This window comes from Salinicola tamaricis, from assembly GCF_003006155.1.
Classification (GTDB): domain Bacteria; phylum Pseudomonadota; class Gammaproteobacteria; order Pseudomonadales; family Halomonadaceae; genus Salinicola; species Salinicola tamaricis.
In genome coordinates, this window is the sequence record NZ_CP023559.1 from 147,441 (window position 1) to 163,390 (window position 15,950).

Annotated in this window: 13 protein-coding genes and 3 pseudogenes; 12 read left to right on the forward strand and 4 right to left on the reverse strand. The window is 67.8% G+C overall.

The window, feature by feature from the left end:
- The first annotated feature begins 67 nt into the window (after positions 1-67).
- Positions 68-967: an aldo/keto reductase gene (locus tag CN538_RS00730; protein ID WP_106418224.1), complete on the forward strand. Its 900-nt coding sequence runs from the start codon at positions 68-70 to the stop codon at positions 965-967.
- 37 nt (positions 968-1,004) lie between these two features.
- Here the strand turns inward: CN538_RS00730 and nfi are convergent, their stop codons facing one another.
- Positions 1,005-1,736 carry a deoxyribonuclease V gene (gene nfi / locus CN538_RS00735; RefSeq protein ID WP_106418225.1) on the reverse strand — a complete coding sequence of 244 codons (732 nt, stop codon included), beginning with the start codon at positions 1,734-1,736 and terminating at the stop codon, positions 1,005-1,007.
- A 178-nt stretch (positions 1,737-1,914) separates the two neighbouring features.
- Between nfi and CN538_RS23875 the strand changes: the two genes are divergently transcribed.
- The 5 genes from CN538_RS23875 to CN538_RS21540 all read left to right on the forward strand — a co-directional run bounded on the left by CN538_RS23875 (position 1,915) and on the right by CN538_RS21540 (position 6,448).
- On the forward strand, positions 1,915-2,157 hold the full coding sequence (locus tag CN538_RS23875) for a metallophosphoesterase family protein (RefSeq protein ID WP_277985066.1): 243 nt from the start codon (positions 1,915-1,917) through the stop codon (positions 2,155-2,157).
- Positions 2,157-3,155: an exonuclease SbcCD subunit D C-terminal domain-containing protein gene (locus tag CN538_RS23880; protein WP_277985067.1), complete on the forward strand. Its 999-nt coding sequence runs from the start codon at positions 2,157-2,159 to the stop codon at positions 3,153-3,155. Before CN538_RS23875 ends, CN538_RS23880 begins: the two co-directional genes overlap by 1 nt.
- Positions 3,152-5,311, forward strand: a complete 2,160-nt coding sequence (locus CN538_RS00745; protein WP_106418226.1) for an AAA family ATPase — start codon at positions 3,152-3,154, stop codon at positions 5,309-5,311. The genes CN538_RS23880 and CN538_RS00745 overlap by 4 nt, the downstream gene beginning before the upstream one ends.
- A gap of 121 nt (positions 5,312-5,432) precedes the next feature.
- On the forward strand, positions 5,433-5,972 hold the full coding sequence (locus CN538_RS21535; RefSeq protein ID WP_242495442.1) for a hypothetical protein: 540 nt from the start codon (positions 5,433-5,435) through the stop codon (positions 5,970-5,972).
- Positions 5,942-6,448 (forward strand): SbcC/MukB-like Walker B domain-containing protein, encoded by a 507-nt coding sequence (locus tag CN538_RS21540; RefSeq protein WP_242495443.1) that lies wholly within the window; start codon positions 5,942-5,944, stop codon positions 6,446-6,448. Before CN538_RS21535 ends, CN538_RS21540 begins: the two co-directional genes overlap by 31 nt.
- 7 nt (positions 6,449-6,455) lie before the next feature.
- On the opposite strand, the gene CN538_RS00755 is transcribed toward CN538_RS21540, so the two are convergent.
- Complete coding sequence (locus CN538_RS00755; RefSeq protein ID WP_106418228.1) at positions 6,456-7,646, reverse strand: ROK family transcriptional regulator; 1,191 nt, start codon at positions 7,644-7,646, stop codon at positions 6,456-6,458.
- Between the two features lie 255 nt (positions 7,647-7,901).
- Here CN538_RS00755 and CN538_RS00760 point away from each other — a divergent pair.
- From CN538_RS00760 to CN538_RS21550, 5 genes and pseudogenes are all read left to right on the forward strand, one after another.
- Positions 7,902-8,420: pseudogene (locus CN538_RS00760) on the forward strand (SDR family NAD(P)-dependent oxidoreductase); the annotation flags it as partial.
- A 295-nt stretch (positions 8,421-8,715) separates the two neighbouring features.
- A complete protein-coding gene (locus tag CN538_RS00765) occupies positions 8,716-10,122 on the forward strand; it encodes a sugar porter family MFS transporter (RefSeq protein WP_106418229.1) in 1,407 nt (468 codons plus the stop codon).
- Between the two features lie 201 nt (positions 10,123-10,323).
- A pseudogene (locus tag CN538_RS21545) lies at positions 10,324-11,634 on the forward strand (MFS transporter).
- Positions 11,635-11,657: 23 nt separating this feature from the next.
- Entirely contained in the window at positions 11,658-12,782 is a 1,125-nt protein-coding gene (locus CN538_RS00775) for a glycoside hydrolase family 43 protein (RefSeq protein WP_242495444.1), read from the forward strand.
- Complete coding sequence (locus tag CN538_RS21550) at positions 12,740-13,264, forward strand: beta-xylosidase family glycoside hydrolase (protein ID WP_242495445.1); 525 nt, start codon at positions 12,740-12,742, stop codon at positions 13,262-13,264. The genes CN538_RS00775 and CN538_RS21550 overlap by 43 nt, the downstream gene beginning before the upstream one ends.
- 63 nt (positions 13,265-13,327) lie before the next feature.
- On the opposite strand, the gene wrbA is transcribed toward CN538_RS21550, so the two are convergent.
- Entirely contained in the window at positions 13,328-13,933 is a 606-nt protein-coding gene (gene wrbA, locus CN538_RS00780) for an NAD(P)H:quinone oxidoreductase (protein WP_106418230.1), read from the reverse strand.
- A 172-nt stretch (positions 13,934-14,105) separates the two neighbouring features.
- Positions 14,106-14,858 carry a FadR/GntR family transcriptional regulator gene (locus tag CN538_RS00785; protein ID WP_242495446.1) on the reverse strand — a complete coding sequence of 251 codons (753 nt, stop codon included), beginning with the start codon at positions 14,856-14,858 and terminating at the stop codon, positions 14,106-14,108.
- Positions 14,859-15,090: 232 nt separating this feature from the next.
- On the opposite strand from CN538_RS00785, the pseudogene CN538_RS00790 reads away from it, so the two are divergent.
- Positions 15,091-15,831: pseudogene (locus CN538_RS00790) on the forward strand (SDR family oxidoreductase).
- Positions 15,832-15,950 lie beyond the last annotated feature (119 nt).

The window sequence follows — 15,950 nt, forward strand, 5'->3', positions numbered from 1 at the left end:
CGGGTTTGCGAAACCCGCGAGTGGCGACCAGCATAACAGCAACGCCTAAACCAAAAGGGAGTCTTGCATGCCCGGGCAGAGACCACGGATCGAATTTCCCGCCAGCGGCGACGCCCCAGCGCTGGCCTTGCCGGCCATCGGCCAGGGAACCTGGTACATGGGCGAGAATCGGGTGCCGCGCCAGCAGGAGGTGGCGGCGCTGCAGCATGGCCTGGACCTGGGCCTCGCGCTGATCGACACCGCCGAGATGTATGGTGACGGCGGTGCCGAGGAAGTCGTCGGCGAGGCGCTGCGCGGTCGCCGCGACGACGCCTTCGTGGTCTCCAAGGTCTACCCCTGGAACGCCGGTCGCGACAGCGCCATCGCCGCCTGCGAGGGCAGCCTCGAGCGGCTGGGGATCGAGACCCTCGATCTCTATCTGCTGCACTGGCCCGGCGGCATTCCGCTGGAGGAGACCTTCGAGGCGTTCGAGCGGCTGCGCGATCAGGGCAAGATCCGCCGCTTCGGCGTCTCCAACTTCGATGCCGGCAACCTCAGAGCCATGGAAGCGCTGCCGGCCGCCGCCGATTGCGCGACCAACCAGGTGCTCTACCACCTCGGCTCCCGCGGCATCGAGGTCGATGTCCTGCCGTGGATGCAGGACCACCATCTGCCGGTGATGGCCTACTGCCCGCTGGCCCAGGGTGGCCGGCTGCGGGCCAAGCTGCTCTCCTCCACGGTGGTCAACGAGATCGCCGACAAGCATGGCGCCAGCGCCGCCCAGATTCTGCTGGCCTGGGCCATCCGCCCTGCCTGCCCTCAGCACGAGCGGCCGAGGCCGGTGGTCGCCATTCCCAAGGCGTCGACCCTGGCGCATGTCGACGCCAACGCCGCCGCCCTGGATATCGACCTCGACGCCGACGACCTCACCCGGCTCGACAACGCCTTTCCGGCGCCACGGGAGCCGGTATCGCTGGATATCGTCTAGGCAATACCTGACAGCTAGGCAATGCCCGACAGCGCGGCTACAGCGACAGCTGCCCGCTGACCGCCACCTCGCCCTTCCTCGATGCCAGCCGATCCGCCAGCCGGGTCGGCTCCGGTAGCTTGGTGCGGCCCAGGCAGCGCACCACCCAGTCGACCGCGGTGGGCAAAGAGAGCCGGTGCCCCGGCGATACGAACAGCGGCTTCACTCCCTCCCGCGAGCGCAGCACCGCGCCGATGGTGACCCGGCCGTGGGCGTCGACGCTGACGTCACTCGGATCCTCTTCGCGCCGCCGGTCGGTCAGCGGCGTCCACTCCCCCTTGGCCGACGGCACCTCGCCGAACTGGCCGCACAGCCGGCTCTTGCCTACGCCGATGGTCGGCAGATCAAGCCACAGCCCCAGATGCGAGGCGATGCCCAGGCGCCGCGGGTGGGCAATGCCCTGGCCGTCGACCATGATCAGATCCGGGCGCCGCGAGAGCTGCTCGAAGGCCCCCAGCGCCGCGGGTATCTCGCGAAACGACAGCAGCCCCGGCACGTAGGGCATGCGCGTCGGCTCGCGATGCACCACCTGCTCCACCAGCGCAAGCGACGGCCACTCGAGCAGCACCAGCGCCGCGCGGGTGGTCTCACCGCCATCTTCGAAGCCGATATCCATGCCGGCGATCAGGCCCACCTCGCCCAGCGTATCCTCGCGCCTGACGCTCGGTGCCAGCCGCTTCTGCAGGGCGATCGCCGCCTCCGGCGTCAGATTCCAGTCATGTAGTGCCATGGCGGTGGTGCTCTCCCGTGCTGTCGACGCCGCAAAGCCTAGTTGCGCCGACGGCATCTCTCCAACACAGCGTCTCTCCAACATCGAGAACCTGCGTTCGGCTCCAAACCGAGCGGCGCGTTACACTTGGCGTCGCTTTTTCCAATTCACTCTCTCAGACGTCACAAGGCGCCACATCGTGAAATTCTTCCACACCGCCGACTGGCACCTGGGCCAGTCCTTCCATGGCCAGGAGCGCCATGTCGAACAGCGCGCCTTTCTCGACTGGCTGCTGGCGACGCTCGCCGAGCGCCAGCCCGATGCGCTGCTGATCGCCGGTGACATATTCGATGTGGTCAATCCCTCGCTGCGGGCCCAGGAACTGCTCTACGACTTCATCGTCGCCGCCCACGCCGCCCCCTGCCGGCGCTGGAGATCGTGATGATCGCCGGCAACCACGATAGCGGTTCGCGCATCGAACTGCCGGCGCCGCTGATGAAGCGTCTCAACACCCATGCCCTGGGGCGGGTGCACTGGCTCGAGGATGGCAGGCTCGACAGTGAGCACTTGCTGGTGCCGCTGCCCGACGCCAGCGGGGAGATTCGCGCCTGGTGCCTGGCGCTGCCCTTCCTGCGCCCGGCAGAGGTCACCGGCGGCGATACCGACGACTACCGCGACGGTATCGCACGCGTGCACCGCGAGCTGGTCGCAGCCGCCGAGACCCGCCGCGAACCGGGCCAGGCGCTGGTGGCGATGAGCCACGCCCATCTGCAGGGCGCCGCCGTCTCCGAGGCGAGCGAACGACCGATCGTGATCGGCGGTGAGGAGGCGATCTCCGCCGCGCTCTTTCCGCCCTCGATCGCCTACGTGGCGCTGGGACATCTCCACCGGCCACAGCAGGTGGGCGAGGCGCGCATCCGCTACAGCGGTTCGCCGCTGCCGCTGGATTTCAGCGAGAGCCACTATCCGCACCAGGTGCTCGAAGTGAGCCTGAACGGGGCCGAACTCGACTCCATCGAGAGCCTGCCGATACCTCGCCACGTGGCGCTGGAGCGCATCGGCCCGGGCAGCGTCGAGACAGTCGAGGCCGAGCTTTTGGCATGGCAGCCCGAGCCCACCACCGGGGAGGTACTACCGCGTGAGCGCTGGCCGTGGCTGGAGGTGCGCGTGGCCCTCGAGACGCCGCAGCCCGATCTGCGCGCCCGGATCGAGGCGGCGATCGCCGACAAGCCGCTGCGGCTGCTGCGCATTCATAGCCACTACCCCAACGCCGGGGGCGACACCGCGGACAGCGTCACGCTCGATCTCGACAGCCTCACGCCGCAGGAGATCTTCGCCCGCCGCTGGCAGGCCGAGTATGGCGAGACGCCGCCGGAAGCGGTGGCGCGGGATTTCGCCACCCTGGTGCAGGAAGTCCAGGACGCGGAGGGTGAGGCATGAAGATACTCGCCATCCGGCTGGAGAACCTGGCCTCGCTGGCCGGTCGCCACGAGCTCGACTTCACCGTTTCACCCCTTGCCGACCAGGGGCTTTACGCCATCACCGGCCCCACCGGCGCCGGCAAGAGCACTCTGCTCGATGCACTCTGCCTGGCGCTCTATGGCAGCACGCCGCGACTGCGCCAAGCGCCGGTGCGCGACTCCCAGATCGCCGATGTGGGCCGCGACACCCTGACCACCGCCGATGCCCGTACCCTGCTGCGCCGCGGCTGCGCCAGCGGCTTCGCCGAGGTCGATTTCGTCGGCCGCGACGGCCGCCGCTACCGCGCCCGCTGGAGCGTGCGTCGGGCCCGCGACAAGCTCGACGGCAGCCTGCAGAAGGTCGAGCAGTCGCTCACCGATCTCGACGCCAACCAGCTGCTGACGGCACAGAAGCGCGAATTCGACCGCCTGCTGCCGGAGCGGCTGGGACTCAATTTCGACCAGTTCACCCGTGCCGTGCTGCTCGCCCAGAGCGAGTTCGCCGCCTTTCTCAAGGCCGATGACAACGCCCGCAGCGAACTGCTGGAGCGGCTCACCGATACCCAGCACTACTCCGCCATCTCGCGCGCCGCCTTCCAGCGCACGCGCACGGCCAGAGGCGCGCTGGAGGCGATCGAAGCGCGCCTCGCCGACGCCCTGCCGGCGGACACCGAGGGCCGCGCCGACCTGGAGCGCGAGGCCGCATCACAGCAGCAGGCGCTGGCAGCGCTGCAGGCCCGGCGCGAGCAGCTGCGTGGCGAGGGCACCGAGCTCGAACGTCAGGCCCGGCTGAGCGCCGACTGGCAGCAGGCCGAGAGCGCCCTGCAGGCGGCCGAGGCAGCGATCGCCGCCGCCCAGGAGGAGCGCCACACCCTCGCCCAGCTCGACGCCATTGCCCCCTGGTGCGAGCGTGCCCAGCAGCGACGCAGCCTGGCAGAGACCCTGGCCCGGCGTGGACAGCAGCTGGCCGAAGCCCGCGCCGCACTCGACCGCTGCGACGGCGAACGCCAGGCCCTGACACCCGAGCTGGAAGCCGCCAGCACCGCCCGCGAACGCGCCGCCGCCGCGCAGCGCGACGCGCAGCCCGAGCTGGAGCAGGCGCGCCAGCTGGAGAGCGAGCGTGATCGGCTCCAGCAGCAGTGCGATCAGCAGCGCACGGAGCAAGCGCAACTCAATGCCGCCGCGGCCGAGAGCGCACAGCAGCAGACGCAGCTACAGCAGCGCCTGGCCACCCAGGCGCAGCAGATCGAGGCCCAGCAGCAGCACCTCGCTGCGCTGCTGGAGACAGCGACGACGGAGACCGCCGCGGCTGACCTGCGCGCCGCCCTTAACCGCAGCCGTGACGGCGCCCAGACACGGCTAGACGCCCTGGACACTCTGACCCAGGCGTGGCGCGAACGCGAGCGGCTGGATCATGAGCAGGCGACGCTGCAGCAACAGCTCGCAGAGAGCCGCGAGCGGCTGACCCAACTCGAACAGGCAGGCCAGCAGGCCAAGCGCGATCTCACCGCCGCCGAGCAGCGCCAGGCCCAGATCGGCGAACAGATCGAGAGCGCCCGCGCTGCGCGTAGCGACGAGGTCGCGCGGCTACGCCAGCAGCTGCGTGAAGAGACACCGTGCCCGGTGTGTGGCGCCATCGATCACCCCTACCGCGACGCGCCGCCGGCGCATCCGGGGGAGGCGCTGGTCGCCAGCATCGAAGCCCAGGAGCGCCAGCAGCTCGAGCAGGAGGCCCAGCGCGTGGCGGCCGCCCGCGAGCAGCATCAAGAGCTGAGCGTCGAGTGGCGCAGCTGCCGCCAGACGCTGCTGGCTGCCGAGCAGCGCCAGCAAGCGCTAGCGCCGGCCCGCGAGGCCGCCGCCAGAGCCCTGGCCGACCACCCGCTGAGCACCGAGCTGAGCATCGCCGAGCAACCCGGCGAGTGGCTGCAGCACCAGCGCGAGCAGACGCTGAGTGAGCGCCAGCAGGCCAGCGAGCGGCTGCAGCGGCTCGATACCATCGAGCGCACCTGGACCCGCTCGAACGTCAGCACCAGAGCCTGGCCCTGGAACTGGGCAAGCGGGAGACACGCCAGGCCCTCGACCAGGCGCGCCTGGAAAACCTCGCCGCCGCCCTGCCGGAGCTGGAACAGGCGCTGACGCGTACGCATCAGGCACTCGGCGCGGCGCTGGGCGAACACGCCTCGGCCGGGGCCTGGCAGGCTGCACTGGAAGATCAGCGCCAGCAGGCGCAGCAGCAGTGGGAAGCGCGCCAGGCGCAGTGGCAGACCCTGGAGAATACCCACACGCGGCTGACCCGCAGATCGCCGATCTGGCCCAGCGCCAGCAGGAGGAACAGACCACCCACGCCGAGCTCGATCACGCCTGGCAAGCGTGGCGACGCACCCAACCCGAGCTCGACGAGGCGCGACTGGAGACCCTGCTGGGCTATACCGAGGCCGCGCATCGCCAGCTGCGCGAGGCCTGCGAACGACGCGAGCGCGAGCGCGACGCGGCCCGGGTCGCGGTCGAGGAGCGCCGCCGCGCCCTGATCGAGCAGCGCCGTCTGCTACTACCAGAGACCCCCGAGGCGCGGCTGCTCGACACCGAGCACGAAGATGCGCTGAGCGCGCGCCACGCCGCCCAGCGCGAGCACCTGCAGGCGCTGGAGAGCGAATGGCAGGCCCAGCAGCAGCGCCGCGACACCGCCCAGCAGCAGCTCGCCGAGGATGCCGCCGGCGCCGGGTACAGCAGGAGGGGGCGCGCCAGCGCGAAGCCGCAGCGCAGGAGGTGCAGCGCTGGGAGCGAATCAACGGCCTGATCGGCAGCGCCGATGGCAAGCGCTTTCGGCGTATCGCCCAGGCCTACAACCTCGACCACCTGTTGACCCACGCCAACCAGCACCTGCGCGCGCTGACGCCGCGCTACCGCCTGGAACGGGGCGGCAGCGAGCTGGGCATTCTGGTGATCGATGGCGACATGGCCGACGAGCGGCGCTCGGTGCACTCGCTCTCCGGCGGCGAGACCTTCCTGGTCTCGCTGGCGCTGGCGCTGGGGCTGGCCTCGATGGCCTCGCACCAGTTGGCGATCGAGTCGCTGTTCATCGACGAGGGCTTCGGCAGCCTCGACCCGGCGTCGCTGGCGCTGGCGATGGATGCCCTCGATGGCCTGCAGGCCCAGGGCCGCCGGGTCGGTGTGATCTCCCACGTGCAGGAGATGCACGAGCGAATCCCGCTCCAGATCCGGGTCGAGCCCAAGGGTAACGGGGCCAGCGAGGTGCGCTTGCAGCACAACTGAGCGCGGCTCAGACCTCGATCGCCGCCCGGGCCATGACCTGGGCGGCGGCGCCGCAGGCGGCGGTGAAGGTACTGTCCTCGACCACCTTCACTGGCACCCGCTGCGACTGGCGCAGCAGGTCATTCTGGTGGGCATCGAAGTAGGCCAGCGCCGGCGCCACCAGCGGCGCGCCAAGGCGCATCAGCGAGCCGCCGAGAATCAGCATCGAGGGGTTGAGGGTGTGATGCAGATTGAGCATCAAGAGCCCCAGCGCGCGCCCGGCCCGCGCCAGCGCCGCACTGACCTCGGGCTCGTCGAGACGCGCCAGCAGCGACGCACTCAGGCTGGCATCGGCCGCCACGCCGAGGGATTCGCGCAGCATCCAGCCGCTGACCAGGGTCTCGGCACAGCCGTGGTTGCCGCAGTGGCAGGGAGCGCCGTCCGCCACCAGCACGGTATGGCCGATCTCCCCCACCAACCCCTGGTGCCCCCGCGGAATCACCGGAAAGTGCTCACCGCTGACCACCCCGCAACCGATACCGCTGCCGGCACTGAGATAGGCGATCGACTCCGGCGGCGTGCCCTGGATGAAATAGAACTCGCCGAAGGCGGCGGCGTTGGCTTCGTTGTCGAGCAGCCACACCCCCGCCGGCGAGTCGAGCTCGGCACGTAATAGCGCCAGGAAGTCGACGTCGACCCAGCCCAGGTTGGGTGCCAGCCGCAAAATCGGCGCCTGCGGCGCCACCGGTCCCGGCAGCGCCACCCCGAGCCCCAGGCAGGACCGCGCCGCGATCGCCGGATCTCCGAGCAGCGCCTCGATCAGCCGCGCCAGCATCGCCGCGGTCTCCTCCGGCATGGTGGGCGAGACGTCCAGGCGCTGGCTGGCGAGCCGCTCGCCGAGGAGATTGCACGCCACCACGCGTAGCCCCTTCACCCCCACCTCGGCGCCAAGCATCACATGCTGCTCGCCATCCAGATAGAGCGAGCGCCCCGGGCGCCCGCCGCCGCGCGCGTGCAGCTCGCCCTCGCGCAGCCAGCCGCGCTCGCCGAGCACGTTGACCACACTGCCCACGGTGGCCTTGGTCAGCCCGGTACGCAGAGCGATATCGGCACGCGACAGCCCCGGATAGCGGCGTACCGTGCTCAAGATCGTGCTGCGATTGAGGCTCTTCAGGTAGTTGAGGTCACCGGCGGCGTGGGGTGTGAAGTGATTGGGCATGGACGGCTCGGCACGGAAGGCGATGCAGGGACTATATCAGAGCCATCGAAAGCAGCATCAGCCCCACTGGCAGGCGCAGCAGCTCCTCCCCGGGCCGCACCCACCACCACGCCTGCAGTCTGTTCCCTTTGCCCCCCTTACCACCAATGGCCAATGGCCAGTCTTCCGACCCCGGCGCATGCTGAGATCCAGGATTAGTTAATGCTATTTACTAACTCTTCTCGAACTCAATCCTTTCTGAACAGTGAGCGTGCGATGTCCACAGCGATCTATCCCAGTCTCCAGGGCAAGCGTGTCGTCGTCACCGGCGGCGGGTCCGGCATCGGTGAAGGGCTGGTGCGCGCCTTCGCCGCCCAGCGCGCCGAGGTGCACTTCCTCGATATTCTGGACGACGCCGAGGCGCTGGCCGCCGAGCTGGGCGACAAGGTGCACTATCACCGCTGCGACCTCACCGACCCGGCGGCGCTGGCCACGACCCTGGAGACGATCGGCACGCTGGACGTGCTGGTCAACAACGCCGCCAACGACGACCGCCACCGGCTGGAGGACGTCACCCCCGAGTACTGGGACGAGCGCATGAACGTCAATCTGCGCCATCTGGTGCTGGCAGCGCGCGCAGTGGCACCCGCCATGCGCCGCCAGGGCCGGGGGGCGATCGTCAATCTCGGCTCGATCAGTTGGCATCTGGGCCAGCCGGGCATGCTGCTCTACGAAACCGCCAAGGCCGGCATCGAGGGGCTGACCCGGGCGCTGGCGAGCGATCTGGGCGGCGACGGTATCCGCGTCAACTGCGTCATTCCCGGTAACGTCAAGACCCCACGCCAGTCGCGCTGGTACACCCCGAGGACGAAGCGCAGATCGTCGCCGAGCAGAAGCTCAAGCTGCGCATCCATCCCGAGCACATCGCAGCGATGGTGCTGTTCCTGGCCTCCGACGATGCCGCCGCCTGCACCGCCCACAACTACTGGGTCGACGCCGGCTGGCTGTGAGCGGCCCAGGCCCACCCCAGGGTTCACGCCCGTATCCCCTGTTCGAGATGCGCCTGAACACACGCCAACGGAGCTAGACAATGCCAACATCCAGTGCTTCGCAACATCCTTTCGTGGTCATGCTGATCTGCTGTGTCGCCGCCATCGGCGGCTTCCTGTTCGGGTTCGACAGCGGGGTCATCAACGGCACCGTCGACGGCCTGCAGCAGGCGTTCCATTCGGAGAGCGTGGGCACCGGCTTCAACGTCGCCTCGATGCTGCTCGGCTGCGCCGTGGGGGCGTTCTTCGCCGGGCGCCTGGCCGATCGCTTCGGCCGGCGAACGCTGCTGATCGTCGCCGCGGTGCTGTTCCTGATCAGCGCCTGGGGCTCGGGTATCGCCGGGGGCTCGCTCGAGTTCGTCATCTACCGGGTGCTGGGCGGTCTGGCGGTGGGCGCCGCCAGCGTGATGTCACCGGCCTATATCAGTGAGATCGCCCCCTCGCATCTGCGCGGCCGGCTGGCGACCATCCAGCAGGTGGCAATCATCGGCGGGCTGTTCTTCTCGTTTCTCAACAACTACGTCCTGGCCAACGTCGCCGGCGGCTCGACCGAGCCGCTGTGGTTCGGCTTCGAGGCGTGGCGCTGCATGTTCTGGATGGAGCTGGTGCCCGCCGGCATTTTCTTCGTGGCCCTGCTGTTCATCCCCGAGAGCCCGCGCTTTCTGGTCAGCGCCGGCCAGGAAGCCAAGGCCGAACGGGTGCTGCGACTGGTCTACGATGCCGCCACCACCGAGCGCCGTCTGGGCGAGATTCGCCAGTCGCTCTCCACCCGCCATCAGCCGCGCCTGTCGGACCTGATCAATCCCGCCACCGGCAAGCTGCTCAAGCTGGTGTGGGTGGGCATCGGGCTGGCGGTGTTCCAGCAGTTGGTGGGTATCAACGTGGTGTTCTACTACGGCGCCGTGCTGTGGCAGGCGGTGGGTTTCTCCGAAAATGACGCCCTGATGATCAACGTGATCAGCGGCGCAGTGAGTATCGCCGCCTGTCTGGTCACCATCGGCCTGATCGACCGGATCGGACGCAAGCCGCTGCTGTGGGCCGGCTCGCTGGGGATGACGCTGACCCTGGCGCTACTGGTCTACGCCTTCTCCACCGCCGACATGGTCAACGGCAGCCTGGCACTCTCCAGCGGCAACGGCGTGCTCGCGCTGATCGCCGCCAACGTCTACGTGTTCTGCTTCAACGTCTCCTGGGGTCCGGTGATGTGGGTCATGCTGGGTGAGATGTTCCCCAATCAGGTGCGCGGTTCGGGGCTGGCGATTGCCGGGCTGTTCCAGTGGGTGGCCAACTTCGCCATCACCATGACCTTCCCGATCATGCTCGCCTCGATCGGGCTGACCGGCGCCTACGGCTTCTACGCCCTGTGTGCGCTGATCTCGATCTTCTTCGTAGCGCGTTTCGTCCGCGAGACCAAGGGCCTGGAACTCGAAGAGATGGTCTACGAGTAAGGCGGCAATTCGCGGACAGAGGTGGTCGTCGCGGTCCTGCCACGAGCAGCGGCCGCGGTGACCCTCACAGGCAGCGAGGTGATCATGACGCGCGAGACAAGCACGCTGACGACAAGCCCTACAGAGACAAGCCCCCCAGAGACAGGCAAGACTGAGACAACCCCAGGGTCAGCCCACGATCCCGCTGCCGCCGTACCGCTGATGGAGCGGATCGGCTACGGCTGCGGGGACCTGGCCAGCAATTTCATCTGGCAGGCGATGAGCATCTTCATCGTCTACTACTACACCGACGTGATCGGCGTCGCCGCCGGTATCATCGGCTCGATCATGCTGTTTTCGCGGGTGTTCGACGGTGTCTCGGACATCGCCATGGGCTACGTGATCGACAAGACCACTTCGCGACACGGCAAGGCCCGGCCCTGGCTGCTGTGGCTGGCGGTGCCGTTCGCGGTCTCGGCGGTGCTGCTGTTCGCGGTGCCCGACGTCTCGCCGTTCTGGCAGACGGTCTACATCGCGGTGACCTACAACCTGGTATGCCTGGTCTATACCGGTCTCAACGTACCCTATGGCACGCTCAACTCGCTGATCACCCAGGACCAGTATCAGCGCTCGCTGCTCAACGTCTTCCGCATGAGCCTGGCGCTGATCGGCGTGCTGCTGGTCAGCAACCTGACGCTGCCGGTCGCCACGCTGTTCGGCGGCGGCCAGGCGGGATGGATCGTCACCTTCGCGATCTTCGGCGCCATCGGTACGGGGCTTTTCCTGTTCACCTTCAAGAGCACCCACGAACGCGTCCAGCCGGCAGAAGCGCGCCGGCGCCAGGCACCGGTTCCCTGAAGCAGAGCCTGCGCACCCTCGGCAAGAATCGCTACTGGGCGCTGGCCACGCTGTTCATCCTGATCACCTATCTTCAACGCACTCAACTCCGGGGCGGTCGTCTACTACGCCCAGTACCTGCTCGACGATACCTGGCTGGTAGGCGTCATCACGACCGCCTACATCGTCTTCATCCTGGCAGGCATGGCCTTCGTGGCGCCGATCACCAAGCGCTACGGCAAGCGCAACGCGATCATCGTCGGCGAGCTGATCACCCTGGTCGGCTACGGCGTCATGCTGATCGACCTCGGCAACGTCTACCTGATCGTCGCCGGTACCATCCGCGGACTCGGCAAGGCACCGATCAACGGCAGCATGTTCGCGCTGCTCGGCGACACCATCGAGTACGGAGAGTGGAAGACCGGGATTCGTAACGAAGGCATGGTCTACAGCGGCGGCAGCATGGGCATCAAGATCGGCAGCGGACTGGGCACGGCGCTGCTGGGATGGATACTGGCCTTCGGCGGCTATGTCGGCGGTGGCGGCGAGCAGAGCGACACCGCACTTTTCGCGATCCAGGCACTGTTCGTCTACCTGCCGATGGGCCTCTGCGCACTGATGATCGTGCTGATGCTGTTCTACGACCTCGACAAGCGCTATCCGGCCATCGTCGCCGATCTCGCCGCCAAACGCTGAACCCCGTCGCGACAGGAGACCGCATGTCCCTCATTGCCAACCCCATCCTGCCCGGCTTTCATCCGGACCCGTCGATACTCCGGGTGGACGACGACTACTACATCGCCACCTCGACCTTCGAATGGTTTCCCGGCGTCGCCCTCTATCACTCCCGGGATCTGGCCCAGTGGCGCCAGTTGCCCTCGCCCCTCGACCGGCGCTCGCAGCTGGATATGATCGGCGACATCGATTCCGGCGGCGTATGGGCACCGTGCCTGAGCTACGCACATGGCCGCTTCCATCTGATCTACACCGACGTCAAGAGTCGCCGGGGCGCGTTCAAGGATACCCACAACTATCTGGTCAGCGCCGAGCGGATCGAAGGGCCCTGGTCGGAGCGGGTTCATCTCAACAGCAGTGGCTTCGACCCTTCGCTGTTCCACGACGATGACGGCAGCAGTTGGCTGCTCAACATGATCTGGGATTTCCGCAAGGGCCGGAACGCCTTCGCCGGTATCGCCTTGCAGCGCTACGACATCGAACGCCAGCAGCTCACCGGGCCCGTGCACAATATCTTTCGGGGGACGTCTCTGGGCGTCACCGAAGCCCCGCATCTCTATCGGCGAAACGGCTACTACTACCTGGTCACCGCCGAGGGCGGTACCGGTTATGGTCATGCCATGACGGTGGCTCGCTCACGTGAGTTGACCGGTCCTTACGAGGTCGACCCGACCAACCCGGTGCTCACCTCGAACCCGAATGCGCGCGATCAGTTGCAGAAGGCCGGCCATGGCAGTCTGGTGGAGACTCCCGGGGGCGAGTGGTATTGCGCCCACCTCTGTGCCGCCCGGTCGTCGCCGGGCGCTGCATACTGGGGCGCGAAACCGCCTGCAGCGCTGTGTCTGGACGGAAGACGACTGGCTTCGCATCGATGGCGGCCCCTACCCAGCCACCGGGTGGCCGGCCCGCATCTCGCCTGGCAGCCGCCCCCGGCCGAGCCGGATCGCGATACCTTCGAGCGCCCGAGCCTACACCGTTACTGGCAGAGTCTGCGCCGGCCGTTCGACGACACCTGGCTGTCGCTGAGCGAGCGCCGGGCTGTCTGCGACTCAAGGGCGGCGAGTCGATGCAGTCGACCCACCGACAGAGCCTGCTGGCCAGGCGTCTGAGCCACTTTGAGCTGGAGGTGGAGACACGCCTCTCCTTCGACCCCGAGCATTTCCAGCAGATGGCGGGGCTGATCCTCTACTACGACGCCAAGGATTATGTCTATCTCAGGGTGACCCGGGAGGAGACGCTGGGCCGTTGCCTCGGTATCGTCGTTTCGCGCCACGGCGTCTATGACGAGCCGCTGACCGCCGATGTCCCTCTGATGGCGGGTGACGTGCGCCTGATGGCGCGCCTGGCGCGCGAAAAGTTGCGTTTCTTCCATGCGCCGGTCGATACACAAGGCGATCCGGATCGACACGCCGACGCCGTCGACTGGCAGCCGATCGGCGACCCCCTCGATATTTCCCATCTGTGCGACGACGATCCGGACTACATCCGCTTCACCGGTACCTTCGTCGGCCTCTGCGCCCAGGATCTCTCCGGGGCCGGCCTCGCGGCGGATTTTCACGAGTTCGATTATCGCCCAGAAAAAAGCCGCTGATCTCGATGAGATCAGCGGCTCTCGTTGGTCGGCCCGGGGGCGGCGGGCCGTCGCCGGCCGGCCTCAGCCGGCGAGCTTGGCCGCCAGCTCGGCCACGTGCTTGCCCTGAAAGCGGGCGATCTCCAGCTCGTTCTCGCTGGGTGTGCGACTGCCGTCGGCCCCCGCCAGGGTGGAGGCACCATAGGGCGTGCCACCGGTGATCTCGCTCATGTTGGTGAGCCCGGCGCAGCTGTAGGGCACGCCGGCGATCACCATGCCGTGATGCAGCAGCGTGGTATGGATCGAGGTCAAGGTGGTCTCCTGGCCGCCGTGCTGGCTCGCGGTGGAGACGAAGGCGCTGCCGACCTTGCCGATCAGCTTGCCCTGGGCCCACAGGCCGCCGGTCATGTCCCAGAAGTTGCGCATCTGCGAGGCCATGTTGCCGAACCGGGTCGGCGTACCGACGATGATCGCGTCGTAGTCGGCCAGCGCGTCGGGGCTCTCGATCACCGGTGCATCCTGATCGGTCTTGTAACCCGACTGCTCGGCCACTTCATCGGGGACCAGCTCGGACACCCGGCGCACGTCCACCTGTGTGCCGCCGACACCGCTGGCTCCCTCGGCGATCGCCTTGGCCAGCGTCTCGACATGGCCATAGCTCGAATAATAAAGCACCAGTACCTTGCTCATTGCACGCTCCTTGCAGCGGGGGTAGCGCCGGCGCAGACGGCCGGCAGAGGGATGCGTGTCCCGGTGAATACTCCTGCAAGGCTAGTCGGCCTGCGGGCATGTCGACACTGGCTTTTTTCGCCCCCGAGCATCGATACGATCGAATCGTCGGCGGCAACGGCATAGGGCTCAGCTATCGAAGAATACCCCGAGCACGTGGTCGAGATGCGCCGCCATCGCCGCGCGTGCGGCCTCGGCATCCCGCGCCTCGATCGGCGAGGAGGATACGGCTGTGATCCTGCTGTGAGCGGCTTGGCATATCGGTGGACATGAACAGTGCCTGCAGCCGCCGGAACATCACCCCGTACTGATGGCCGAGCAGGTGCTTGAGCAACATGGCGTAGGCGGCGTTGCCCGAGGCCTCGGCGATGCGGATATGCATCAGGCGGTCGCCGACCATGTTGTTGCCGCCGTGGCGATTATCCTCGACGTTGCGCTGGTAGGCCGCGCGGATCGCTTCGAGATCGGCGTCGCTGGCGTTGAGCGCCGCCAGCGCCGCGGTCTCCGGCTCGATGAAGCGGCGCGCCTCGAGCAGCGCGAAAGGCGGAATCTCCTCATCCAGATCGAGCTCGATCTCGCTTTCGAACTCGGGATCGATCGCCCATGGCTCCTGGCGGCTGGCGATGTGCATGACCGGCGCTTCGACCGGCGCCGCACGCTCCAGCACCAGCACGCCGTGGCCGACCCGTACCTCGACCTGCCCCACCACCTCCAGCGCGATCAGCGCCTCACGCACCGAGGCGCGGCTGACCCCGAGCTGCTGCGCCAGGTCACGCTCCGGCGGCAGCAGCGAGCCCGGCGGGAACTCGCCCTGGCGGATCAGCGCCAGCAGCTGATCGGCAATCTGGCGATAGAGCCGCTGGGCGCGAATGGTCTGAATCGGCATCGCGGGATCTCCTGTGGCAGGCCGCCCCCGGGAACGGCGTCCTTGTTAGACATTGGTCGAAAACTGGCACGCAATCCCGGGCGCTGGCGCTGCCATTAGACGTTTGGCGGTTTGCGGTCGTCTCGCGCATAGGATAATACTCGGCCCAATGGTCAGGCCTTTAGACATTAGAAGCGAAAGGCCACCGTGCGACAACAGTCAGCCAACTTCGACAACGCTCAGGAGCCCCGCCATGCGCCTCGCCCACAAGACCGCTCTGATCACCGCCGCCGGCCAGGGGATCGGCCGCGCCACCGTCGAGCGCTTTCTGGCCGAGGGCGCTCGGGTGATCGCCACCGATATCGATGCGGCCAAGCTCGACGGGCTCGAGGCCGCCGAGTGCCACGCGCTGGACGTCACCGACGCCGCCGCGGTGAACCGCCTGATCGGTTCGCTGGGCGCGCTGGACATCGTCTTCAACTGCGCCGGTACGGTGCCCGCCGGCTCGATCCTCGAGTGCGACGATGCCCAATGGGCGCAGGCCCAGCGACTCAATGTCGACTCGATGTTCTATACCCTGCGCGCCGCCCTGCCGGCGATGCTGGAGAACGGCGGCGGCAGCATCATCAACATGGCCTCGCTCGCCTCCAGCACCAAGGGCGTGGTCAACCGCTTCGCCTACGGCACCACCAAGGCGCGGTGATCGGGCTGACCAAGTCGATCGCCGCCGACTTCATGACCCTCGGCATCCGTTGCAACGCCATCTGCCCGGGCACGTGGACTCCCCCTCGCTGCGCGCGAGTCGCGCGAGCAGGGCGCCAGCAGGGGCGCCAGCGCCGACGAGGTGTTCGCCGAGTTTCGTCGCGCGCGCCAGCCCATGGGCCGGCTGGGCAAGGTGGAGGAGATCGCCGCGCTGGCGACCTGGCTGGCCAGCGACGAGGCCGGTTTCATTACCGGGACAGTGCAGATGATCGATGGCGGCTGGTCCAACTAGGGAGACACAGGATAAATGGCTGCGCAGGTGAATCGCGGCGTTACGCGGTGCGCGGAATCCTCACCTATACCCCATAGGCTCCGGTTCCTGTGCTCCGGGCGCCTTGCGCTTCACTCTGC

Bases quoted from the DNA above. Each gene is read 5' to 3' on its own strand.
- CN538_RS00730 (WP_106418224.1), top strand. From the start codon at position 68: ATGCCCGGGCAGAGACCACGGATCGAATTTCCCGCCAGCGGCGACGCC.
- CN538_RS21550 (WP_242495445.1), top strand. From the start codon at position 12,740: ATGCAGTCGACCCACCGACAGAGCCTGCTGGCCAGGCGTCTGAGCCAC.
- CN538_RS00765 (WP_106418229.1), top strand. From the start codon at position 8,716: ATGCCAACATCCAGTGCTTCGCAACATCCTTTCGTGGTCATGCTGATC.
- CN538_RS00785 (WP_242495446.1), bottom strand. From the start codon at position 14,858: ATGCCGATTCAGACCATTCGCGCCCAGCGGCTCTATCGCCAGATTGCC.
- CN538_RS00745 (WP_106418226.1), top strand. From the start codon at position 3,152: ATGAAGATACTCGCCATCCGGCTGGAGAACCTGGCCTCGCTGGCCGGT.
- CN538_RS00775 (WP_242495444.1), top strand. From the start codon at position 11,658: ATGTCCCTCATTGCCAACCCCATCCTGCCCGGCTTTCATCCGGACCCG.
- nfi (WP_106418225.1), bottom strand. From the start codon at position 1,736: ATGGCACTACATGACTGGAATCTGACGCCGGAGGCGGCGATCGCCCTG.
- CN538_RS23880 (WP_277985067.1), top strand. From the start codon at position 2,157: ATGATCGCCGGCAACCACGATAGCGGTTCGCGCATCGAACTGCCGGCG.
- CN538_RS00755 (WP_106418228.1), bottom strand. From the start codon at position 7,646: ATGCCCAATCACTTCACACCCCACGCCGCCGGTGACCTCAACTACCTG.
- wrbA (WP_106418230.1), bottom strand. From the start codon at position 13,933: ATGAGCAAGGTACTGGTGCTTTATTATTCGAGCTATGGCCATGTCGAG.